The 24,593-nt window shown below is 61.4% G+C and carries 11 protein-coding genes; 9 read left to right on the top strand and 2 right to left on the bottom strand.

Annotation, left to right across the window (positions count from 1 at the left end; genetic code table 11):
- Positions 1–34: 34 nt before the first annotated feature.
- The 7 genes from VGM51_17950 (at position 35) to VGM51_17920 (ending at position 12,837) form a co-directional block, all read left to right on the top strand.
- The gene (locus VGM51_17950) at positions 35–2,926 is read left to right on the top strand and encodes a glycoside hydrolase family 2 TIM barrel-domain containing protein (protein ID HEY3414920.1); all 2,892 of its coding nucleotides are present in this window, start codon (positions 35–37) and stop codon (positions 2,924–2,926) included.
- Positions 2,927–3,353: 427 nt separating this feature from the next.
- Positions 3,354–5,828: a family 16 glycoside hydrolase gene (locus VGM51_17945; GenBank protein ID HEY3414919.1), complete on the top strand. Its 2,475-nt coding sequence runs from the start codon at positions 3,354–3,356 to the stop codon at positions 5,826–5,828.
- A gap of 80 nt (positions 5,829–5,908) precedes the next feature.
- Positions 5,909–8,323, top strand: coding sequence for a beta-L-arabinofuranosidase domain-containing protein (locus tag VGM51_17940; GenBank protein HEY3414918.1), 2,415 nt, complete (start codon positions 5,909–5,911; stop codon positions 8,321–8,323).
- 50 nt (positions 8,324–8,373) lie between these two features.
- Positions 8,374–9,654: a hypothetical protein gene (locus VGM51_17935; GenBank protein HEY3414917.1), complete on the top strand. Its 1,281-nt coding sequence runs from the start codon at positions 8,374–8,376 to the stop codon at positions 9,652–9,654.
- On the top strand, positions 9,651–10,535 hold the full coding sequence (locus VGM51_17930) for a sugar ABC transporter permease (protein HEY3414916.1): 885 nt from the start codon (positions 9,651–9,653) through the stop codon (positions 10,533–10,535). Before VGM51_17935 ends, VGM51_17930 begins: the two co-directional genes overlap by 4 nt.
- The gene (locus VGM51_17925) at positions 10,525–11,430 is read left to right on the top strand and encodes a carbohydrate ABC transporter permease (GenBank protein HEY3414915.1); all 906 of its coding nucleotides are present in this window, start codon (positions 10,525–10,527) and stop codon (positions 11,428–11,430) included. Before VGM51_17930 ends, VGM51_17925 begins: the two co-directional genes overlap by 11 nt.
- Positions 11,431–11,478: 48 nt before the next feature.
- Positions 11,479–12,837 carry an extracellular solute-binding protein gene (locus VGM51_17920; protein HEY3414914.1) on the top strand — a complete coding sequence of 453 codons (1,359 nt, stop codon included), beginning with the start codon at positions 11,479–11,481 and terminating at the stop codon, positions 12,835–12,837.
- Between the two features lie 75 nt (positions 12,838–12,912).
- On the opposite strand, the gene VGM51_17915 is transcribed toward VGM51_17920, so the two are convergent.
- The gene (locus VGM51_17915) at positions 12,913–18,012 is read right to left on the bottom strand and encodes a DUF6055 domain-containing protein (GenBank protein HEY3414913.1); all 5,100 of its coding nucleotides are present in this window, start codon (positions 18,010–18,012) and stop codon (positions 12,913–12,915) included.
- A gap of 593 nt (positions 18,013–18,605) precedes the next feature.
- On the opposite strand from VGM51_17915, the gene VGM51_17910 reads away from it, so the two are divergent.
- Positions 18,606–22,115 carry a carboxypeptidase regulatory-like domain-containing protein gene (locus tag VGM51_17910; protein HEY3414912.1) on the top strand — a complete coding sequence of 1,170 codons (3,510 nt, stop codon included), beginning with the start codon at positions 18,606–18,608 and terminating at the stop codon, positions 22,113–22,115.
- Positions 22,116–22,259: 144 nt separating this feature from the next.
- Here the strand turns inward: VGM51_17910 and VGM51_17905 are convergent, their stop codons facing one another.
- A complete protein-coding gene (locus VGM51_17905; protein HEY3414911.1) occupies positions 22,260–23,366 on the bottom strand; it encodes a glycoside hydrolase family 172 protein in 1,107 nt (368 codons plus the stop codon).
- Between the two features lie 205 nt (positions 23,367–23,571).
- On the opposite strand from VGM51_17905, the gene VGM51_17900 reads away from it, so the two are divergent.
- Entirely contained in the window at positions 23,572–24,573 is a 1,002-nt protein-coding gene (locus VGM51_17900; protein ID HEY3414910.1) for a uroporphyrinogen decarboxylase family protein, read from the top strand.
- Positions 24,574–24,593: the final 20 nt, after the last annotated feature.

Below are 24,593 nucleotides of genomic sequence, written 5' to 3'. Positions count from 1 at the left end.
CCTCCCCGCCGCCTCGCCGGCGCAGAAAGACACGATGCATAGTCCACACTTATTGGTCGGGTTCATGACCGTAATGCTCCTGGGTGCTGCCGGTGCGACCGGTCTCGCCGCGCCGGCATCCCGCCGGCACGAGCTGTTCGACAGCGGATGGCGCTTCATGAAGGGAGACTCGTCCGGCGCATCGGAAGCCAAGTTCGATGATTCGGGTTGGCGGACGCTCGATCTGCCGCACGACTGGAGCATCGAAGACCTGCCCGCTTCCCCGGACGCGGGCTTGCCTGCCGTGTCCGCCGTCCCCGGCGAATGGCGATTCCACGAGGGAGACGACCCGGCCTGGAAGGACGCTGGCTTCGACGACTCCGGTTGGCGCAAGGTGCGTCTCCCAGGACATTGGAGCGAGATCGACATCAAGGCGGAAAACGCGTACGGCTGGTACCGCCGCCGGATCGACGTCTCAGCGGATCTGCGCGGGAAAGAGGTCCTGCTGCTCATCGGAAAAGTAGATGACGTGGACGAGACCTTCGTCAATGGAACCAAGGTCGGCGGTATGGGTGCTCTTCCGCCCGAGTACACGACCGCATGGGAAAAGCACCGCCGTTACCGTGTGCCGGCCGGCGTGTTGAAATGCGATGGAACGGATGTAATCGCCGTTCGCGATTACAACGGCCAGGCCGACGCGGGTATCTATGAGGCCGCCCCTCTCATTTGCAGGAGCGGCCCCTTCGACCTGGACAGTCCCAACGGAGCGGCGCAGGGCCATACCGAGGGTGGAATCGGCTGGTACCGCAAGACATTCCGGCTTCCCGCCAGGGACAAGGGCCGTTCGATCGGTATCACGTTCGACGGCGTCTATATGAACTCCGAAGTGTGGTTCAACGGGCACAGGCTTGGCGGCCACCCCTACGGCTACACCAGTTTCAGCTTCGACCTGACGCCTTTCGCGCGGTTCGGCAGCGAGACCAACGTCCTTTCCGTCAAAGCCGATTCCAGCGGCAAGACCAGCCGGTGGTACTCCGGGTCCGGCATCTACCGTCACGTCTGGTTGATCGTCACGGACGCCGTACACGTTGGCCAATGGGGCGTCTATGTTACCACGCCTGAGGTCGGTCCCGGAAAAGCCCTTCTGCGGGTGCGGACGACGATCAGAAACGACGGAGACTCCACATGCAAGGTGACATTGGAAACACGCATCGAGCGTTCGGAGAACGAGCTGAACCGTGTGCGCGACAGCCTCGAGGTACCGGCCGGGGGCGAACGCGAGTTTGCGCAGGAAATGACAGTCAACAAGCCCGCGCTATGGTCGCCGGACCAACCGACGCTTTACACCCTGGTCAGCACGGTGAAGGTCGATGGCAAAGCAGTCGATGAAGTTCGAACGCCTTTCGGCCTCCGTTCAATTTCCGTGGACGCCGTCAAAGGCTTCGTGCTCAATGGCAAGACATTGAAGATCCGCGGTGGATGCATTCATCACGACAACGGCTGCCTGGGTTCACGTTCGTACGACAGGGCCGAAGAACGCAAGGTCGAATTGCTCAAAGCAGCCGGCTACAATGCGATCCGCACCAGCCACAACCCGCCGTCTCCGGCCCTCCTCGAAGCGTGCGACCGCCTCGGGATGCTCGTAATGGACGAGGCGTTCGACTGCTGGAATATCGGCAAGAACGACCACGACTACTCGCTCTTGTTCAAGGACTGGTGGCAGAAAGACCTTGACAGCATGGTCCTGCGCGACCGGAACCACCCGAGCGTGGTGTTCTGGAGCATCGGCAACGAGATTCCCGGGCAGCCTACGCCCGAGGCGGCTAAAATCGGCGGCGAGTTGGCCGCGCGCGTTCGCCAACTCGATCCGACGCGACAGGTGACGCAGGCGGCGTTTGCGGGTGATTCGAAAGACCTTGGCGTCTTCGCCAATCTGGATGTATGCGGTTATAACTACATGCCAGGCAACTACCTTCCCGATCACGAGGCACACCCGCAGCGGGTCATGCTTGGAACGGAGTCTTTCCCCTCCGCTTGTTTCGATGCGTGGATGCCGGTGGTTGACCACCCCTGGGTGATCGGGGATTTCGTATGGACCGCGTTCGACTACATCGGTGAGGCCGGCCTGGGCCACGCGGACCCCATTTCTTACCCTGTCGGCCATGTTGAAACCCGCCCCTTCGTCACCGCCAATTGCGGCGACTTCGACCTGTCCGGTTTCAGAATGCCGGCCGGGTACTATCGAAACGCGGTCTGGAACACCGGCGACATCGTCTCGTGCTTCGTAGAGGCAATAAACGGGAACGGGAAGACTTCATCTGTGGGCGGCTGGAACTGGGGCTGGATCGATGAACGCCCATCCTGGACGTGGCCCGGCCTCGAAGGGCAGCCGGTCAGGGTGCACATCTATTCCTATGCCCCCACTGTTCGACTCACCGTCAACGGTCGAGTAGTGGGTGAGAAGCCGACCGATCGCGGGACACGGTTCACGGCGACCTGGGACGTGCCCTACGATCCGGGTGAACTCGTGGCAGCAGCCCTGGATGCCGGGGGCAAAGAGGTCGGCCGATGGGTGTTGCGAACCGCCGGGAAGCCGGCTTCCATACGGTTGACCGCCGACCGGAAGAACCTCAGCGCCCACGGACAGGACTTGTCGTTTGTGACGGTCGAGATCCTCGATGCGAACGGCATCCCAGACCCTAACGCCGACCCATTGGTCCAATTCCGCCTTTCAGGACCGGGGAAGATCATCGGCGTCGGCAATGGCGACCCAAGGAGCATAGAGAGCTTCCAGCAGCCTCGGCGCAAAACCTACCGCGGCCGCTGCCTGGCCGTCGTAAAGGCGGGCACGAAACCCGGCACGATCTCCCTCTGGGCCGAGGCACCCGGCCTCAAGGGTGCAGCCGTAACACTTACCGTCGGCACGCCGTCCAGGGGGCATAAGTGAACCGGCCGAACGACAGAGCCAGCCGCCGGCCTGAAGGTCGTCACGGACTAAACGGGTGGCGCGACCTTCAGGTCTCAAGGAGATCGTCCGCAGTTGCCGGACAAATATTCGTGACCTGGTGTGGAAATTGTACAACAAGGCGGGCAGCCCCGGCGTGGGCATCCAGAGGATTCCGCTGGTGGAATCGGCCTACATGGGTGGGCTCACGGCCCCGGACAACCTGCCGCGGAGATGGCGCCGTTTTTTGCCGCAACTCCCCCAAAGGACTACCGCCGGCAGGATATCATTCAGTGTGGCCCCTCGCGTGGGTCACACGCGTCCGCGGCGATCAACGCATCGGTGCTCAACTCCAGGGTCCCGACTGGACCATCGAAGGTGCCGGCTATGCGGTGATACCGCTGAAGCCATGAGAAACCAGAAAGAAACCATGAAATCCAACCGCTCCCTCGTCGGGCTGTTCCTCGCGCCCGGCCTCACCATCGCATCTCTCGCCGGCGCGCAGGGGGTTCGCATCGATGTTAAGGCCGACCAGGTAGTACATCCCGTATCGCGCCTTCTGACGGGGGCGTGCCTCGAGGACGTAAACCACGAAATCTACGGGGGCTTCTACAGCCAGATGGTGTTCGGCGAGAGTTTCCAGGAACCGCCTCTGCCGCAACCCATCGCGGGTTTCACACCGTTCGGCGGCCAGTGGAATGTGCGTGACGGGGTGGTCAGCATCGCCGGCGGCGATGGTCCGAAGCTTGTGAGCAGCCATACTCCGTTCGGGGACGCCTCGATGAGCGTTGATCTCCTGTTCAAGGACCGCACGGGAGGAAACGCCGGCCTCGTCGTACGTACGACGAATCCCGGCGTGGGCGCCGATAGTTTTACAGGCTATGAGGTATCACTGGATGCGGCCCGGCAGATGGTGATTCTGGCCCGCCACCGGCGCAACTTCGAACCGATCGAAGAAGCGCCGTGCGAGGTTGCGGTGGGCAAGTGGATCCCGCTGGAGGTGAGGCTTGCCGGTCCGGCCATCGAAGTCCTGGTGGACGGCAAGTCGGTGCTTCGCCACGACGACGGCGCTAACGCCCTTCCGGCCGGGACGGTCGCGTTGCGGGCGTGGCAGCGAGAAGCGAGCTACCGAAATCTCCGGGTGAAGGCCGGCGACTCGACCGAGCCGCTCGCATTCGAGGAGCGCGGCAATCCGTCGGAGGTAAGCGGAATGTGGCGCGTTCTCACCCGGGGCAATGCGACGGGCAGGTGTGCGATCATCACGGAGAACCCGTTCGTCGGGACGCAGTCGCAGCGATTGACCTTCGAGTCAGGCATCGGGGAGTTTGGCGTAGAGAATCAGGGTCTCAGTCGCCGGGGCATGAACATCGTCAAGGGCAAGCCATACACCGGGAGCGTGTGGGTCCGCGCCGGAAAACCGACAACCTTGTTCGCGTCGCTCGAGAGCCGCGACGGCGCCGAAGTGTATGCCGAGAGGCCGCTCGCTGTTGACGGCGCCACGTGGCGCCATATTGACTTTTCACTGACGCCGAACGCCGCAGACAAAGCGGGCCGCTTCTCCCTGAAGCTGAAGCAACCCGGCTCGGTCGAAGTGGGTTACGCGTTCCTCCAGCCGGGCGAGTGGGGCCGGTTCAAGAAACTCCCCGTGCGCCGGGACGTCGCCGAGGGGCTGATCGGCCAGGGCATCACCGTGATGCGTTACGGTGGCTCGATGATCAACCATCGCGATTACCGTTGGAAGAAAATGATCGGCGCGCGCGCAAACCGGCCGCCGTCTTCGGGGACCTGGTATCCCTATTCGTCCAACGGTTGGGGCATCCCGGACTTTATGGATTATGCTGAGGCAGCCGGGTGCGAATACATCCCGGACTTCAATGTGAATGAAACCCCGCAAGACATGGCGGATTTCATCGAGTACGCGAAGGGCTCAGTTGGCAGCGAATGGGGCAGGAAGCGTGGGGGTAACGGGCATCGGCCGCCTTATTCACTCAAATACATCGAACTCGGCAACGAAGAGCGCGTAGACGATAACTACTACCGCAAATTCAAGGGTCTCGCCGAGGCAATCTGGGCTGCCGATCCCGACATCACGATCGTCGTGGGCGATTTTCAATATGAAGAGCCGATCCGCGATCCGTTCAATATCCGAGGCGCAGACTCCGGCATTACGACACTCGCCGCCCAGCAGAAAATCCTTCGCCTGGCCAAACAGCATGACCGCGAGGTGTGGTTCGATCTGCACGTGTTCACAGAAGGTCCCCGGCCCGGGCCTTCCCTGGCCGGCATGTTCTCTTACATCGATGCCCTTGGCAGAATTGCCGACGGCGCCCGATTCAAGGTCGTCGTCTTCGAGCTGAACGCCGGAAACCACGCCCAGAAACGCGCGCTGGCCAACGCGCTCGCGATCAACGCCATCGAGCGTGATGGTCGCCTCCCGGTTGTCACCTCCGCGAACTGCCTCCAGCCCGACGGCCAGAACGACAACGGTTGGGACCAGGGACTCCTCTTCCTCAACCCTTCGCAGGTCTGGCTCCAGCCGCCGGGCTACGTGACGCAAATGCTCGCCCGCAACTACCTGCCGCAACTGGTCAAGTGCGAGGTGACCCCGGCGGAAAACCAATTGGATGCGAACGCCACGGCCAGTGAGGACGGAAAGACAGTGGTCTTGCAGGTGGTCAATCCGACGAACGAGGTGGTGACGGCGGAGATCCACCTGGCGGGATTCATCCCCATGCGGGCGTACGCAGAGACAACCGAGTTATCCGGTGGGCAGGAGGCCGTGAACACCGCGACCGACCCCAGGGCGATCGTTCCCATAAGAGGCCGGTGGAAGCACGGCATGAAGGACGGTATCAGCACCCGCACGTTCCCGCCCTATTCGTTCACGATCATCCGGCTCAGCTAGGTAGACGTCAGCGAGAACCAACCGGATCGAGACCTGGTAACGCATACCACCGGTATTGCGACCATCGCAGGGAGGACACTATGAAAGCGAACCCGTGTATTGTCGGGATATTCCTCGCGGCCGGCCCGGCCCTCGGCGCCGGCGCGGCGGAACAAGGCGGCTGGGCCGTGAAACCCGTTGTTGCCAGTTCACAGCAATTGTTCCCCCAGGGCAGCGTACGCCTGCTTGACGGCCCGTTCAAGAATATGCAGGATACGGACCACGCTTACCTCATCCGGTTGGAACCCGATCGCCTGCTCGCCCAATTTCGCGTTGAGTCCGGGCTGGAACCACGGGCAAAGCCATACGGCGGGTGGGAATCTCCGGCGCAGCCGGGGGTTATCCGGTCGCTCGCCGGCCACAGCCTTGGCCACTATCTCAGCGCCGCCAGCCTGATGTACCGGATGACCGACGACTACCGCCTCAAGGAACGTGTGGCCTACATCACGAAGGAGCTCAAGGAGTGCCAGGACAAGCGCGGTGACGGCTCGCTGGTGGCGTTCCCGTATATGCGCGAACTGGAGGCCGATATCCGCGCCGGGAAGGTCGAAACCATCGACAAGTACTGGGCGCCGTTTTACACCATCCACAAGGATATGGCCGGCCTGCGCGACGCCTGGCTGTACTGCGGCGACGCGACTGCGCGGGATATTCTGGCCAAACTCGCCGATTGGTGCGGCTCGATGGTTAAGGGCCTCCCGGATGAGCGCCGCGAGCGTTTGCTCAACAACGAGCACGGCGGGATGGCGGAGGTGCTGGCGGATGTCTACGCGATCACCGGGGAGAGCCGGTACATCGACTACGCGCGATTGTACTCGCACCACGCCGTAATGGACCCTCTGGCCGACGGCAAAGACACTTTGACGGGGCTGCACGCCAATACCCAGATACCAAAATTCATCGGTTTCCAGCGCATCCACGAACTGGCGGGCGACGCGCGGCCGGGGGCGGCTGCGGACTTCTTCTGGAAGACGGTCGTGAAAGACCGGTCATGGGTGAACGGCGGCAACAGCATCTACGAGCACTTCCCCGAACCGAAAACGATGGGCGATGAAATTACCGGCGAAGGCGGGCCGGAGACGTGCAATACCTATAACATGCTCAAGCTCACCGCCGCGCTGTTTCGGGAGAAGCCGGGTTCGGCCTATGTGGACTACTACGAGAACGCGCTGTTCAACCATATCCTCGCCTCGGAGGCGCCGCTGGTGGGCGCCGGCGCCTTCGTGTACTACACGCCGCTCCGGCCCGATTTCGCCCGAAGCTACGGATCCGACTTCAACTCGTTCTGGTGCTGCACGGGCACCGGCATGGAGAACCACGCGAGGTACGGCGAGTTCATCTATTCGCATGACGATCGTGCCTTAACGGTCAACCTGTTCATTGCCTCGACCCTCAAATGGCCGGAACGGGGCCTGGCGTTGCGCCAGGAAACGCGATTCCCGGAGGAAGCCGGCACGACGCTTGTGGTTACCGAGGCTCCCGCGGACGCAATCGCGCTCCGCATAAGGCATCCCTCATGGTTGGCGGCGGAAAAGATGAGCGTTCGCGTGAACGGCAAACCCACGCCGGCAGCTTCGACGACTGGAGGGTATGCCCAGGTAGCCCGAGCCTGGAAACCGGGCGACCGAATCGAGATACAGCTGCCCATGAAGGTCCGCGTGGTTCGCCAGCCCAATTGCGATGGCTGGGTATCGCTTTTCTACGGCCCCATCCTCCTCGCCGGTGAATTAGGAAGCGAGGGTATGAGCCAGTCCGACTACGTTGGGCCATACACTCCGACAAACGCGATGCTGCCCATCGCTCGCGCGCCGATGTTTGTTGCCAGCGCCGATTCCGATCTGTTAGCGGGTTTGGCGCCGATACCGGGGCGGCCGGCCGCATTCCGCACTTCGGGGATCGTCAAACCGGCGGACGTGACGCTGGCGCCGTTCTATAGCGTCCATTTTCAACGATACGCTATCTACTGGCGGCTGAGTACCACGGCGCAGGCGCAAGAGCAGGCCCGCGTGCTTGCCGAGGCGAAACGGCAGGCAAGGGAACTCGACGCCCGTACGCTGGACCGGGTGCGCGTCGGAGAGCAGCAGCCGGAGACCGATCACAATCTGCTCTTCGATCGCTCGCGCAGCGGCGGCGGGCCGGAAGGGCGGCACCGTCGTTCAGCGGCTCCCGGAGGCTGGTTCAGCTTCGAGATGAAGGCGCCGCCCGCCGGCAAGAAGGCCGCCGTACTGCTCACTTACTGGGGGCAGGAGGATGGCAGGGAGTTCGATCTCCTGGTGCAGGGCGCCGTGATCGCTTCCCCAAAGGTGCAAGGCGGCAAGGACGGCTACTACAGTGTCGAGTATCCGATCCCGGACTCTCTAGCCTCGTCCAGGGCTAAACTCACCGTGCGCATTCAGGCGAAGGCGGATCAGCCGTCGGCCGCTATAAACGACCTTCGCATCGTCAACGTAGAATAGATGCCGGCCGATTCATCCAATTTCGTGCAGCTCGCTAAATGGAGTCCGTAATGCTCATCCGAATTGTTGGCGCCGTAATGCTGATCGTCTCCGGCTTGCTGCCGGCCGGCGTTTTCGCCGCAAGCCCGGCTTCATACCGCGTCTGGCCCTCCACGCCGCCGGCGGATTGTCCGTTTCCGCCATCGACCACGCTTAAGGGAATAGGATTCACCGGGAGGCATGCCGAGTACACAGGAGCAGACACATGGTACCCGTCGTGGGCCGCGGATGGGAACCTGTACTCTCCCTGGACCGATGGCAATGTCAACGGGCTGGGCTGCAGTTCGGCCGGCGAGGGGGCGGCAACCGGCAGCGCGACGATTCTCAGTGACGACCCGCTGAAGCTGACCGTTACAGGGCAGAGCGTGTTCGCTTCCAGTCCACGCCCTTATGAGGGCCGTTACCCGTGCGGGAGCCTGGTCTACAACGGCGTCTGGTATTACGGCACGTATTGCCTGCACCCGGGCGGGGGCATCACAAGAGACGGGGTCATCTACAACTGGCCATGGCTCGGCCCCTTCGTGGGGTTTAGAACGTCCACCGATCTTGGCAAAACCTGGGTGGAATCTCCCTGTACGCCGGCGAAACCGCTGTTCGACGAGCACGCCTTGAACGGGGAACCGGTCAAGATCGGCGCGCCCCATTTCGTGGATTTCGGCCGGAACCTCGAGCACTCTCCGGACGGCAAGGCGTACCTTGTGGCGCAGGGAGCCTCCGACGGCAAGGACCGGCGTTTCGCGTACAACAGCTGGATCACCGCCGATAACGTTTATCTCATCCGGGTTGTGCCGAGCCTCAAGAACATGAACGACGCGTCGAAATATGAGTACTTCGCGGGACACGACAAGAAGGGCGCCGCCGTCTGGACGAAGGACTTCGCAAAGATAAGGCCCATAGCCGAATGGCGGGATCACACGGGATGCGTCACGATGACCTATGATGCGCCGATCAAGAAATACCTCATGTTCGTCACCGATGGCGGAAATACGGTTTCGCGATACAACACTTACGTCCTCGAATCGAGCAGAATCACCGGACCGTGGCGTCTGGTTACATATCTCGCCAATTTCGGTGAGCAGGCGTATTTTGTGAACGCGCCTTCCAAGTTCATCGGCAAGGACGGGCGCAGTCTCTGGCTCTGTTACGCGGCCAATTTCAGCTCCGGCTGGGGCGGTACAACCTTCAAGTCGAACCCGACCGGCAGCCGCTATGCGATGTGCCTTCAGGAGATCCGCCTTCTCGGGAAGGGTGACAGGTTGACGGCCGCAAACGAAGGGGAGACGCGGCAGTGAAACGTAAGGGTCACCTTCATCGCAACCTCATCGGGTACGCCTTCCTCGGCCCATGGCTGTTCGGGTTTCTGGTCTTTACGCTGTTCCCCTTCGTTTCGAGCGTCTATTTCTCGTTCACGAAGTACAATATCGTCTCGCCGCCGGAGTGGGTGGGAACCGCGAATTACCACGCGCTGCTGACCGCGGATCCGCTGTTCTGGAAATCGCTTGCGATTACGCTCAAGTACGCCTTTGTTGCCGTGCCTCTCGGGATCGTCTGCGGCGTAGGTCTGTCGTTGCTGCTGAATGCGCGTGTCGCCGGGATGAGCGCCTACCGGACCATCTTCTACCTGCCTTCCATCGTCCCGGCGGTTGGCACGTCGCTGGTATTCGTGTGGATACTCAACCCGCAGATAGGCCTCATCAACGGATTGCTGGCAAAGGTAGGAATCGTGGGACCGGCCTGGCTTCAGGACCCGAAGTGGGCATTCTGGAGCCTGGTATTCATGGGGTTGTGGGGTGTCGGCGGTAGTATGATCATCTACCTCGCTGGCCTGAAGGACATTCCGCTTCACCTGTACGAAGCGGCGGTCATGGACGGCGCCACCCCGCTGCAAAGGACCTTCCACATCACGCTGCCAATGCTCACGCCGGTGATCTTCTTCAATCTCGTGATGGGGGTCATCGGCGCGTTCCAGTACTTCACCCAGGCGTTCATCATGACTTCGGGAGGGCCTCAGGATAGCACCATGTTCTACTCCCTGTACCTGTTCAACAGGGCGTGGCGGTATCTGGACATGGGCTATGCCAGCGCGATGGCGTGGATTCTCTTCCTGCTGGTCACGGTCTTTACAGCGCTTCTCTTCCGCACGCAACGAAGGTGGGTACATTATGGCAGCTAGGCCGGTTCCCCCGGTTCGACCCAAACGCCGCTCGCGCGACCCCCTTGCGCCTTCGCGTCTGCAGACAATCCTGACGCACGCCCTCCTGTTGGCGCTGGCTATCCCTGCATTGCTGCCGCTGTTATGGATGGTCTCGACATCGCTGAAACCGGACACGCAGATATATGCGACTTCGGGCGCTGAGGGGATTGTCTCGTTCAGGAATCTCCTGCCCCACCCCATTCAGTTCAGCAATTACCCGGACGCGTTGCGCACGGTACCGTTCTTGAACTACCTGCGGAATACCCTGACACTGTGCATCATCACGGTCATCGGGGCCGTTGCGTCCAGCGCGCTGGTGGCATACGCTTTCGCTCGACTGGAGTTCTGGGGCAAGAGCGTGCTGTTCACGCTGATGATCTCAACGATGGCGCTGCCCGGCCAGGTCACCATGGTGCCGGTGTTCGCGCTGTTCCGAGCACTTGGGTGGTACGGAACCTACCTCCCGCTCACAGTGCCGGCCTTTTGCGGTTCGGCCTTTTTCATCTTCCTGCTCACCCAGTTCTTCAGGACGCTGCCGGAGGAACTGGCGGAGGCGGCGCGCGTGGACGGTTGCAGCGAGTGGACCATTTTCCTTAAAGTGGTGCTCCCGCTCGCGCGGCCCGCCCTCGCCACCTGCGCGCTGTTCCAGTTCATGGGCACCTGGAACGATTTCTTCGGCCCCCTCCTCTACCTGAACGACCCCGGCAAGTACACACTTGCCTACGGCCTGCAACAGTTCCTGTCGATGTACGGCACCAAATGGTCGCAGTTGATGGCGGGGTCCACGCTGTTCACGCTGCCCATCATCCTGCTATTCTTCTTCGCGCAGCGCACCTTCATCCAGGGCATCGCTACCACGGGAGGGAAGAACTGATGAGACGCTTCGTGCTCGTCCGCTCAGACGGTCTGAAGGATGCTGCAAATGGATAACGTAATTCCCAAGTGGCTTGTGCGCGTGCGCCAGGCCGCGGCGATTCTTGGGGCGCTGGCGGCCATCGCCATCGTCTTCTGGCCGCGCCCCGTGGTTCAGCATCGCAAGGACCGTATCCCCGTGCGGTTCTGGCATATGTGGACCGCGGAATGGGAAGTCGTTGTCAGGGGCATCGCGGACGACTTCAACAAGAGCCAGGACAAGTACGAGGTTATCCCTCTCTCCGTGCCGGACAGCGCGGATTCCAAATTCCTCCTCGCCGTCACCGGCGGGGATCCGCCGGACGTCATGGCTCAGTGGAACCCGGTGATCCCAACGTGGGCGGACGGAAACCTGCTTCGCCCCATGGACGATCTGATGGGACCGGAACTGCTGGCCCGCTTCCGGCGCGATGCATATCCTGTCGCGGTCCGAATCGGGTCATACAAGAACCACGTCTACGGGATTACCATCGGCATCAACGACTTCGCGATCTACTACCGCCCCAGCCAGTTCAAAGCGGCCGGACTCGATCCGAACCGGTTCCCCACTACCCTCGAAGAACTGGACAGCGCCGCAGACCGGCTGAACCAGTTCGATAAAAATGGAAACCTCACGAGGATGGGTTTCCTACCCAGCGGTCTGTTCGGTATCGCGCGCTCGTTTCACGGGGGTTTCTATGACTGGAACACCGGGAAGGTCACACTCAACACGCCCGGCAACGTTCGAGCTCTCCGCTATCTGGTGAGCCGCCGCAAACGTCTGGGCTACGAGAACGTCGTGCGCTATGAGGCTGGGTTGGACACGCGCTCGTTCGCGGGAGGCTGGCCGTTCATGAATGGCGGCTACTCCGCCACAATCGACGGCCAATGGCGCGTGGAGCAGGTGCGCAAGTACGCCCCGAATCTCGATTACATGACCGCGCCGATACCGCCCCCGCGCGGCGGAATCCCGATGGCCGGCCTTGGGGAAGGCAACTTCATGATTATCCCTAAAGGAGCCAAGCAGGTGGAGGGCGCCTGGGAGTTCATCAAATTCTGGTCCGGGCTGGAGAAACCCGAGCGCGCGGCGGAGTATTACACGCGCGGGGGATGGCTGCCGCTGTGGCCGGCCGTGGCCAATGCGCCGAAGTACCGGGAATATGTCCGCAAGAACCCGCAGTACGCCACCTTCCTCAAGATTCTGGCCAGCCCCTACCTGGAACCACCGCCACCGGTGCCTTACCAGGTATTCTTGATGGACCACATCGCGCGAGCCGAGGATTTCGCCGTTCGCGGAATCCTGTCTCCCGAAGAAGCGATGCAGCATCTGGACAAGGAGGTCCGCGACGAACTGGCACGGCGGCGGAAACTCGGTTTCAAAGACGGTTGAAGCCGGTCGTAACGTAGTAGACAAGCGAGGAGGGAGGCAGCCCCCTCCTCGCTTGTTCACGTGGCCTTCAAGCGCTTACGGATTGGGCTCCAAGCCCACCACCTTGCGAGCGATGCGAACGGCATCCAGGCCGTCCACCGCGGAGATGGATGCGCCGGACAATTCCGCATTCAGGCGGATCGCGTCCGCCGTGGTGGCGGTATCAAGGCCTCCCGCAATGGTGATAGCTCTCGCGGCATCAGCCAGGGTGTACGGCCCGGCGGTTCCGAACCTTGCCATAACGTCGCCTTCCAATTGCTGGCGTTCCGCGTCGGTCAGAGCCACCTTATACACGAACACATCGCCGATGTTTCCGTTGTACGCGCTCCAGCCATCGGGGGCGTTGCGCCCCACGGAGACGTAGTGGGTGTAGTCGGGATCGCTGCCCCATGTGGCTGTGTGGTCCGGGTTGATCGAGGTCCAGTCACCGTTGGGGCCGCCGGCCATAATCTGGGAACCGTTGGAATAGGCCCTGTACGATCCGTCCGTTTGAACCACCAGGCTCAGGACCGTCTTCCTCCCACTGGGGATGGCAGGACCCCAGTCATTCCAGTAGTTCCGTGTCACCATGACCCGTCCATCCGAATGGCTGATGGCCAAAGCCAAGCGATCGTAGAAGATGTCGACGATCTCGCCGCGGGGCTCACCGCCAGGGCTGCAATAGGTGGGCCTGATGGCCGCGACGATCGTTACGCCGTTAACCGGAATGGGCGCCGCATACCGGGCCAGAATATATCCATCGTTGGAAGTGATCCGGTTGTTTTTCTCCCATTTCACGCGATTGCTGACCTGCACGGTTGGGGATGTGGTGGTCGTCAGCGTCTGGCCGGACGGGAGATACGTTGGCCAGTTTCCGGTGGCGCCGACAACCGGGAGGGCGTCTGTCACCGCGGAAAACAGCAACTGGTCCGAACGCGGAACGGATCGTGGGATCGGGTTCGGCAGCGTGAAGTTGACGCCGCTGATGATGTTATCGGCAGTGACCCGCTGGTCCATCGTGATCTGGTAGTTCCTCGCGCCCGCGCAGACATACCAGATGCCGGTCGGCACTACCTGCGTGTAGTTCCCCAAGGCGTCGGTGTTGACGGTGTAGGCTGGATTGGCCGCGGCGTCCGGGGTTGTGGAGAAGCAGACCGTGGCGCCCGGAACAGCGGCGCCGGCCTGGTTGATGACCCTTCCGGATATGGATGGCTTAATCACCACAGTGAAGTCCGTGTTCGGCACATTGGCCGAGTTCATGACCACAACGCGATCGGCCGAGGTAACATAGGCCGTTCCACCGGCGCAAACGTACCACGTCCCGTTGACGATCGGCATGCTGTAATTGCCGTATGCATCCGTCGTCGCCGTTCCGTTTGGATTCACGGACGCGTTGGGCGCGGTCGAGAAGTACACGGTAGCGCCGACTGCGGCGGCTCCGCCGGTCGTCGTGACCTTCCCGGAGATGCTGTATGCCGGAGTGCCGGTTGACGTGAGGGTAGCATAGGTGACAACCCGCTTCCCCGCAAGGGTATACAAGTGCCCGCTTACGGTCACGCTCTTGAACGCCATCGACAGGCTGGTTGCCTGAGCGTAGGTGCTCGGCTTCACGGTGATTGTCGCGCTTCCGCCGGCGTCCCGCACCAGGTAGTTGTCTGCGTTAATTCCGATCACGACTCCGTTGAAGGTGACCAGGTTATCGTCGGGCAGGGTCGCCAGGGACGCAAATGCGCAGGTGTGATAGCCGCTCGTGGGAGTGATCGTCGCGCTGTAGCCGACGGAATACGGAGACTCGTTCCTCGCCCCGTCCCGGACCTTATAGATGTAAGTGAAGGTTCCATCGGGAAGTGAAGGAGTGAGATAGCTGGCGCTGCTCTGCCAGGCGCTGTCCGGCGCGTTTCCACTGGTGCAATGGAAGTAGTACTGAACGCCGGTCGCATCAATGGTTGCCGGGGACTGGGCGGTCATGCTCACCTTGTTGTCGATGGTCGCATACGGGAGCATCTGCCACTGAGCGTAGCTGCGCGGCAGGATCGGCGCGGCCATATCCGTTGCCGTCGCAACTGCACCGGCCGACGCAGCACCGACGGTCCCATGTGCGTCACGCATCTGAACGGTGTAGGTGAAACTGCTGTTCGCCGCGAGACCTGTGTCCTGCCACGTAGGCGATGCCTGCCATCCGCTGGACTTGCCGAGCCTGCTGAACAGGTACTCTGTCTGCCCGCTGGCGTTCGCGATGGCCGCGGCGGTCATCTTGATCGCGCTGGAGGAGATGCCGATAGGCCCGTAGGCGAAACTCGCCGCATCGACCGTGGATGTTGGAGTCGTTACGACTGCCGGCGCCGATTCACCCGTCATGTTTCCAGCGCGGTCGCGCATCTTGATCGTGTAGGCGTAAGAGCTGCCAGGCGCAAGGCCGACATCCGTGTATTTGTTGAACGACACCCAGCCGCTGTCGTGGCCGCCGCCGGACACACAGGTGAAGTAGTACTCCACCCAACCGCTGACGTCAACGCCCGGCGTTGCGCTCATCGTGATGGCGCTGTCGCTCATCGCATTCGGTGCAACGAGCCAGGTGGCGGCGTTGGGGGTTGGAGGCGTAACATCCGCTGTAACGGTAACAGGCGCCGGGGCCGCGGCTGAGGAGATGGCCGCGACTTCCCCCGGGGTGAGCGCTCTCATGTACACCCGAAAGTCGTCGAGATACCCCTGGTAGTAGTTGCCCGCGTTTCCGCGTCCCAGGTAATTCGCGTTCTCCATCAGCGGGGCATTCAGGCTGTCTGGGAAGAGGGTCACGGAAGGGTTGGAGGCGACCGAGATTCCGTTGACATATAGCGTGGCGGTCGTTCCGGAGAAAACCACCGCAACATTGCTCCATGTGTTCGTGGGCAGCGGGGCGGCCGCATCGAGCGTTTCGATTGTTACACCGTCTGTGATGACAAAGCGCAGCCCACCGGTCGTCCCATCGCTGGGTGTCAGGTACATCACCTTGCCGGCGCCGTCTCCCATCGACCAGATGCGCTGATCGGAAGCGCTGCCGGTCCACTTCGCCCAGACAGTGATCGCTGTATTCCTGAAATCGTTCACAGAATTGTGGAGTTCAACGTACTGGTTGACGCCGTCCAGCGGCAGAACCCGGCCACCGCGCGTTGGGGCAACGGTGTCCTTGGCAACCCGGCAACCGTTCATCAGGAATCCGTGGTTGATACCGAACTGGTCGATGGCGAACACCGCGTTGTCTTTTTCGAACGTGTGCTGGGCGTAAATGTATCCGTTGTCCGCGAGCCCGGCGAATCGCCCCGGATCCTGCCCCCAGGCCCAGCCGAAGTGCACTCCGTGGTCGGCCACGGCCGTGCCGTTGCCGTTGGCCGTATCGCCGTCTACAATGATGCATCCGCCGAAGGTCGAGGTGTCATATACGTAGGCCGTGCCTTTGACGATGGCGGCGCCGTACACCTCTGTATGGATGGTGGCGTTGCCGTCGCCGCAGTTGGCGTGTTCTATCACCTTCGCGTTCTCATAGACCTCCGCATAGCCGAAGACGTGACCCCAATCCCTCACCTTGGCATTGCCATAGACCTGGGCGTTGCCCTCCACCATCGCATGCCCGTAAACGACGGCGTAGTCACGCACCTGCGCGCTGTTCTTCACCACCGCGTAATCTTCGATGCGGGCATAGCCCCGTACTTTGGCGGTGTCGAGAACCTGTGCGTTGGGCCCTATCCAGGCGGTAGCATCAACCGTTGCCGTGTTGGATTTCCAGCCACCACCGTTAGGATGCTGAATCATCCCGCTGTGGGTGTGCACCGGGTAGACCACATTCTTCGGCGTGGCGCCGGTGAAGGACAGGCGATAAGGAAACTGAAGGCCCGCGTCGGTGGTATAGGCGGTCCACACCGGGTCCGCGATCTTCATGGGCTTCGGGGTGGCGATCACGACGAGGTAGAGTTTCGTCTCGTCCAGCGAAAGCCTCATCGACTGGAGGCCCTTGTTCCAGAGGGTGGAGTAACGGGCATCGCCATTGGCGCTGACCGCCACGAGGCAGGCTCGCCAGTCGGACTGCCGAACCGGATCACAGTCCGATTCGAAGTCGCAGCCGACCGTCATTCCCGGCGTCGCAGTCAGCGGGATCATGTTGAAGCCGAACTCCATCGGAAGGTGGCTCCGCTCGGGCCGATACCAGCCCGGGGTACCGGGCATCTTCACAAGCGGAGTGCGACACCTCTGGTAGAAGTCCCAGTTGGATCCGTCGTCGGCGCCGTTGGCCTGGGCCAACCAGCGCTGTCGCTCAAAATCCTGGGTGATGGACTTCTTCGCCATATCGCCCCAGAGGTCCTTAACCGCCCCGGCTTTATCGGGGGAGCCGGAGGAGTCCACCCGGATCATGCGGTCGATGATGAACTCGTGGACCTGCTGGTCGGGAGTCGCGTTCGACCAGACGTTATCGACCCAGGCCACACCGTAACGGGGATCGTCGTGCGCCGCTTCCCAGATAAGGAAGGAATCGTAGTAGTCCCTGCCGTGGGCCGGGTAGTACATGCTGTTGTACAGATAGCCGCCCGCCTGCGGGTATGTGTTCAGGAACTGCAACTGCATCCAGTTGGCGGTGCATTCCCACCACGACCCGGAGCTGTCCGTCCCGTTAAAGCCCGCACCGGTGCCCTCCCAGACATGACCGAACTCGTGCGGGGTTGCTCCGGACGGAGGGTCATACCGACAGTAACCAGGGTTCGCCATGGCATAGAAGAAGCCGTTGGCGTCCATCGTCGAGTAAGCGCCCCCGCCACCCCCGTCGTCCCAGGTCATCAAGAAGTTGAAATTGGCCCTGTACTTGTTACCGTTCGGGGAGGTGGCGGACTCGTTGATGTCGTGGAGGCCCATCTCCACCACCCAACGGTTCCACATCTGCTCATACATCTGCAGGTTGCCCTGCGCCATCGTCTCGGACATACCGCCCATCCCGGTATCCCGGTTGTAGTGGCCGAAGGCGAGCCGGATGTGATCGCTTCGCCGCGTCTCGGTGTTCGGGTCCTGGTTGGAGTACACCGTCTGGTTATCGAGATAAGGTGCGGCCATGCATCGGTTGATTGTGGATAGCCACCCGAGGGACGCTAGGACGCAATACAGAGAGATCCGGAACATGCTGGTCTGCTTCATTAACGAGTCTCCAGAAAGTGTTCGCAAACGGCAGGGGGCGGTTCGCGCCGGGGAGCTGCGGCATTCGGTGATTGACTACTTGCGCGAATCCGAAGAATAGTGTATGTTAGTACTATTAACTTATCCAATGCGTTATAATCATATCTAACAACGACTTGTTACGTCAATTGGGGCGGCGGGCACCACCATTTCCTCGGTGTCTCCCGCCTTCACCGGTACGTGGAAGCGACAACCCGCGAAACCGTAACCATCCGGCGATGCTCATAACAAGAATGTTGTAGGGAATCTGCCCATGCTGGTTGTACTAAACACATGGAGGACTCGCATCTGCTATGCCGCCCACCGGCACAAACGGTGGCGTCACCCGTTGGCACCGCTTCGAGCTGTTCGAGGCGTTCGTGGTGACCGCCTGTACCTGCTTCCACCAGAAGGACGCGGGCCGGCATTGACCGAATCCATAACTATCCCGTGGCACTGAAAACGTCATCGCAATTTCTCGTCAACCCTGAACCGTTGCGTCAGGGGTGCGGGTTGAGGCAACCCGGCACTGTGTTTGCAACAACGCTACAAATCCTTGAGGAGGTGGAAGACAATTGAAAAAGGTATTTACGCCTTGGACGACTCGCGATCCGAATCCGCGCATCTGGCGATTCATCCGGGCGTCCGCAATGTTGCTGTTCCTGTTTCTCACCGCGGGCCTGAGTGCCGCAGTCGCCGCTAACCTGCTCACCAACCCCGGCTTCGAAGCCGGCAGTAACGGCTGGTCCGGAGTGGTTCGCGGCAGCACGGTGACCGTGGTCACCGACGCGACGGCCGCACACAGCGGGACCAATTACGCTTCCTGCTACAACGCTGCTGGCTGGTCGAGCGTGTCGCAGGGGGATTCCCAGGGCGCATACAGCACTGGGGTATCGCTTCCGGTCTCGGACGCCAAATTCTACAAATTGAGCGCCTGGGTGAAAGTCCCCGGCGCGGCGACGACCCCGCAGACCATCACCCTGCGCTACCGGTTTGAGCCATCGGGCAACCGCGTGGACGTTGGAGCCCAGAGCATCAACACTGAAAACTGGACGCAGCTCCAATCCGCCTGGATTCAGCCTGCCATCGGCGACACCTTCATGAGTTACTTCGAGATTCACTCCCTCAATAACGCCGTCACCTTCTACGCTGATGACTGCGCCCTGACGGAATCCGATCCGCTGGTTCTCAACGGTCGGGTTGTAGACGCCGGTGGCGCGGGCGTTGACAATGCCACGGTGGCCGCGGCTTCGGCCGACTACTCAACGCCCCAGACAGTAACGGCCGGCGGCGGTTACTATTCGCTCACAGTTCCGCCAGGAAACTACACCATCGGCGCCAGCACCCCCGGCTTCAAGGGCAGCACGACGGTGACGGTCTCAACCACGCCAACCACGGCCCCCAACATCGTGCTGGCCGTTGATCCGGACTACGATCCGGACCTCATTTTCTCCGCATATTCCACGTCCATACCGGCTGCCGGCGCGTGGCCCGCAGCCAGTCCCGCCGGCTTGATGCTCTCCCGCATCGGCGCTCCAACCACCGAGTTGATCGGTGGCGTGCAGTGGGAGAAGAACGTGGCCGACGGCCCCGGTTGGCGTGTCGGCGGGGAGAACCTCTCGGCGATTCCCTGCAACGGCGCAACAGCGATCGCCGTCATCAGGATGGCCGCCGCGCGAACCGCCAGCAACAACTGGGATTCCGTGATTGATGTCTTCTATGATCGCCTGGTTCTGGGCGTGAGGAACGACACCGGTCTCGTAAACGTGCGCTGCAACGGCACTCTCGATTATGCGCCCGCTAACACAGCCTTCGCCGAAGGGCAGAAGGTGATCCTCAGCCTCGTGGTTCAGCCGACCGGCACATACATCGTGTATGCGAACGGCACGCAGATTATGTCCGGCACGGCGCAGAACCCGACTGACATGACCGCGCTCACACCGGGCGGCCAGACCTACATGCACTACATCGACGTCGGCAGAAACGACCCCGACGGGTGGACCACTTTCAACGGCAACATCGGCGATGTCTACCTGTACAACACAGCGATCACCGATGCCAAGCGAACGGCTCTTGAGGCCAGCTTGAAGACCAAGTTCGGCGTCCAGGCAACTATCTATACGATCGCGGCTTCCGTTGTCGGACCGGGTGGAACGATCACTCCTTCCGGCGCCGCCGTGGGAGTGCCCGGCGGAACGGACAAGACCTTTACCATTACCCCGGAAGACCCCCTCATCGCCTACTATGCAATCGACCGGGTGGTGGTGGACGGCGTCGATCAGGGACCGATTACCTCATACACGTTCAAGAACGTGAATGCCAACGGTCACTCCATCGTCGCCTACTTCAAGCCGATTCCCCACCAGGTGGTCTCCGGCCGGGTTACTGACGGCGGCAACGGCATCATGGGCGCTACCGTCTACTTCAACTCGTCCGCAAACGCCTCCGTGAACCCGACTTACACGACGACGACAACGACGTATGATGGAAACTACAGCATGCCGTTGCCGTCGGGCAACTGGTACGTGGCCGCAGGCGCTGATTTCTACAACACGTCGGCCGATTCGCCTCTCACACTTGGCAACGCACCGGCAACCCTCGACTTCGCGCTCACCAAGCAGATCTCCTCGATGCAGCCGATGCTCGTAAGCAAGGGCACCGGCGCTGCGCGGACCAACCTTGCGGGCGTCGTCGGGTATGCCTTCACCACGGGCGCCTACTCAATCGACGTATCCCAACTGGGCTTCGTGGACTGGGCCGGCACCGGCCTGTCGTCCGCCCACTCGATCGGCCTCTGGCAGGGCGTCGACCTGGTCTCGTCCGCCACTGTCTCCGCAGGCACCGGTTCAACCAAGGTCGGTGACTTCCGATACGCCGCGGCGAATCCGGTTGTGACTCTCGCGCCCTTCACGACGTACGTTATCGGCGCCGAAGTCTTCCCCGGGGGCGACAGCTGGCCGGACTCCGCTCCCAGCCCCGGCGTGAACGTGCCGGACTTCAGCGGCGTCGGCAGCTTTGTTTCCCGCCGCCATGACGTTCAGGAGTTTGTCGAGCCGGAAATCGTCTGGACTGCCGGACAGGTGGGCGCAGCCTGCAACCTGATCGGAAAGATGGTTACCCCGCCCACGGTGAAAGTCAGCGGAGTTGTGAAGGACGCCTACGGCGCCGGTATCAACAACGCTGTCATCCAGATCGGTGGCGTTGGCGGTCCTGCCACCGTCAGTGATGCAAACGGCAAATACAAGTTCTTCGACGTGCCGATTGGCGCCGGCCAGGAACTGTATGCGGACGCCCTCGGTTTCGCCAACAACGCCGTAACGATCGACACCACCAACGCCGCCACTGTACCCGTCGCCAAGGACATCACACTGACCGGTAAACTTGAGACCGGCGTGATCGTAAACGGCGGCTTTGAAGGCGGACTCGCCCCGTGGGTACTGAACTACGGAAGCCCCATCGTCGGCGTCTCTTCCAACACCAAATACTCCGGCAATTTCGCCGGTTACTGGAAGTCGACGGCCGCCGTATGGTATGACGGCTACCTCAGCTACCAGATGCCCATTGTCGCGGACAGCACGTATAACATCTACTTCAAGCTCAAGACGAGCGCCGCCATCGGACAGTGCGGCTTCGACTTCCTGGACGCGGCCGGCAACGAAGCCCCGTGGTGGGGCTACGCCGGCGGCCTCGTGGCAGGCGCCAACTGGATGTATACGACTGTTCCCAACAAGTGGGAACAGGTCCTTAACTACCGTAGTTGGGACAACTCGGCCCAGACGGTTGGCGTTCGTTTGACGCCTCCCGTTGGCACGGCCGCGATCCGGATCATCTGCGCTCTCGGCGCGGATGCCGTTGGCCAGACTCTCTTCGTTGACGATGTCGTCATCGACCGGGTCGGACCGGACGCCCCCGCAGGGCCGTTCACGACATTGGACGTGATCAACAGCCTGCGATGGGCCGGCGGCCTCTCCACACTCCCGCAGAACTACCTGCCGCGCTACGACGTGGAAGCCAACGGTAAAATCGACCTGGCCGATGCGCTTCGCATCGCACGCAAGTCTGTCGGGCTCGATACGAACCCGTAACGCCGAAGCGTTTGACAATCTCGCGCCCTGGCGCCCACTGAGGCGCAACGCCGGAGCGGGGTACAGGTTCCTCGGAACCTGTACCCCGCTCTGCATTTCACTAGAATCGGTGTGACCGGAGACCCTGACGACCAGGTCGTGACTCTACTTCCCGTATTCGTATCTTGGTTCGTCCGGGCGCGGAAGGCGTTCCGCAACGGGCAGAAGAACCGGGAACGCGCCGTGTGGTTCCAACTGGTACCAGTACGCGGTGGACGATACGTCGTTGCTCAGCTTGTTCGCGTGACCGTGCTCGATTGTGACGCGGATCGACTCTGTGAAGGCGATCGGGTCCTCGATGTGGTAGCGATACACGGTCTGCTTGCCCTTCCACGGCCAGCCGATACCCTCGTTGTAGAGAATCAGGCCATGATAGGGCATACTGCATTCCTGACGCGGGCAAAAGGCCATGTTGACGTAGTCCTCGGTGCCGGTGCCGTGCAGCGCCGGCGGCCATGACTCGCCATCGACGAAAATCATATCGTCTCCTTCGCCGTACCAGTCGTTCAGCTGGCGCTCAAAACAGTCGATGTCGAGGTGGCAGCCAACGAACTGTCCCCTGCCGAGGGCGTCCAGGATCACATAGTTGTCTTTGCCGTCTGTGTTCTTGAGGCCAAAGTGGTAGGCCTTCTGCCACGCCTTTGGATCGCTCATGTCCGGTCCGCAGGGGATCTCGTAGCCCTTCGTCGGATTCTCGCGGCGCCACTGCGCGTGGAAGCGGGCGAGGTATCTCGTCGGTTCGGGCGAGGAGTATTCCTCCCAGTCGATATAGAAGTACACCCAGGCGCCCTCGGTTTCGCATTCGTTGGTCACCGTGATGCGCATCCCCTCACTGAAGGGCATCGGGAACCAGCAGTTCATCGCGCGGCCATCCTGGGGGCTGAACTGCAATGGAAGGCTGTTGAAGTTCCGCTGCAATCCGTGACCGAGGCCGAAGAAATCACCCAGTGGACACTCAACGCTGGGAGTTTCTTCGCCGTCCCAGTACATGCGGATAATCAGTCGGCGAAGGTAAGCCGGCGCCTCACAGTTGGTCGTCATCCAGATGTGCTTCACACACCCTGGGGAATGCGTGTCGGCGATGGCAAGGGTCTCGCCGGCGGCGAGATCCCACCAGTCGTGGTTTCCGCCGGTGGGATCGTAAGAGGAGAAACGCTTGCTGCGGAAATCGCGAAGTGTCGCGAGGTTAGACAGGGTTGTGTTGCCGATCATTGAGGACGTTTCCTTTCAAGGCATGGCGGATCGCGAATCGAGAAGCCGATCCTCTGGTATACTACCACGCGACGCCCCGCCGGAAGCCAGAAGGTGAAACCATTCCCCGCAACCACGCCCGGCCCGGCGAAACCGCGATGCGAATCGTGCCTACAATGAAGCCGAACATTGGCAGCTGACGCCCAAAGGACACGAGATGGATGAGATGAACCCCCGCGAACGCTTTCACGCAGTGATGAACTTTCTGCCGTTTGACCGTCTGCCCCTCGTGGAATGGGCCGTTTGGTGGGACAAAACGATCGATCGTTGGAGCGCCGAAGGATTGCCCGTGACTGACCGTTACGCCGTCAACCGCCATTTCGGGCAGGACGTGTACATGCAGGACTGGGTCGGAATACGCCGCCCCGGATTCCCAAATCCTTCCGGTGAAGGCCGCTCCCTGGTCGAAGATATGGACGGATATGAACGAATCCGCCCGTACCTTTTCCCCCGGCCGGCGATCGATCGTGCGATGTGGGAAGACTGGGCGCAGCAGCAGAAACGTGGTGAAGTGGTCCTGTGGTTCAGCGTGGACGGATTCTTCTGGTTCCCGCGCACGCTGCTCGGAATCGAACGGCACCTGTACGCGTTCTACGATCAGCCCGAACTGATGCATCGGATCAACAACGACCTGTCCGCCTGGATACTGTATGTCGTCGAGGAGATCTGCGATATATGCACCCCAGACTTCATGACGTTCGGCGAGGACTTGAGCTATAACCACGGCCCGATGCTCTCGAAGGCTCAATTCAACGAGTTTCTCAAACCATACTACGGGCGCGTCGTCCCCGCGCTGAATGAACGCGGGATACTGAGCGTTGTGGACTCAGACGGCGACGTGACGATCCCGTCGTACTGGTTCGAGGATGCGGGTCTTGACGGCATCCTTCCCCTGGAGCGGCAGGCAGGCGCCGATATCGCGCGCCTTCGAGCCGAGCACCCGCGGATGCGCTTCATCGGCCACTACGACAAAATGGTGATGACCCGGGGCGAGGCCGCTATGCGGGCTGAGTTCGAGCGCCTGTTGCCAACCGCTTCGGGAGGGGGGTTCATCATCAGCGTAGACCACCAGACCCCTCCAGGCGTCTCGTTGCATGAATACGAATTGTACATGCGCCTGTTCCGCGAGTATGCCGCCGAAGCGGGCAGGCTCTGCAGTGAACGATGATGCTGTGAAATAGGCACATC

This window comes from Armatimonadota bacterium (genome assembly GCA_036504095.1).
In the GTDB taxonomy this organism is placed as follows: Bacteria; Armatimonadota; DTGP01; order JAKQQT01; family JAKQQT01; genus DASXUL01.
The sequence above is the reverse complement of the archived record's forward strand: the minus strand, read 5'-3'. Positions and strand labels throughout refer to the sequence as shown.

Excerpts from the sequence above, each read along its gene's own strand:
- VGM51_17935 (HEY3414917.1), top strand. The coding sequence starts at position 8,374 with ATGCTCATCCGAATTGTTGGCGCCGTAATGCTGATCGTCTCCGGCTTG.
- VGM51_17950 (HEY3414920.1), top strand. The coding sequence starts at position 35 with ATGCATAGTCCACACTTATTGGTCGGGTTCATGACCGTAATGCTCCTG.
- VGM51_17905 (HEY3414911.1), bottom strand. The coding sequence starts at position 23,366 with ATGATCGGCAACACAACCCTGTCTAACCTCGCGACACTTCGCGATTTC.
- VGM51_17920 (HEY3414914.1), top strand. The coding sequence starts at position 11,479 with ATGGATAACGTAATTCCCAAGTGGCTTGTGCGCGTGCGCCAGGCCGCG.
- VGM51_17945 (HEY3414919.1), top strand. The coding sequence starts at position 3,354 with ATGAAATCCAACCGCTCCCTCGTCGGGCTGTTCCTCGCGCCCGGCCTC.
- VGM51_17915 (HEY3414913.1), bottom strand. The coding sequence starts at position 18,012 with ATGAAGCAGACCAGCATGTTCCGGATCTCTCTGTATTGCGTCCTAGCG.
- VGM51_17940 (HEY3414918.1), top strand. The coding sequence starts at position 5,909 with ATGAAAGCGAACCCGTGTATTGTCGGGATATTCCTCGCGGCCGGCCCG.
- VGM51_17925 (HEY3414915.1), top strand. The coding sequence starts at position 10,525 with ATGGCAGCTAGGCCGGTTCCCCCGGTTCGACCCAAACGCCGCTCGCGC.
- VGM51_17900 (HEY3414910.1), top strand. The coding sequence starts at position 23,572 with ATGAACCCCCGCGAACGCTTTCACGCAGTGATGAACTTTCTGCCGTTT.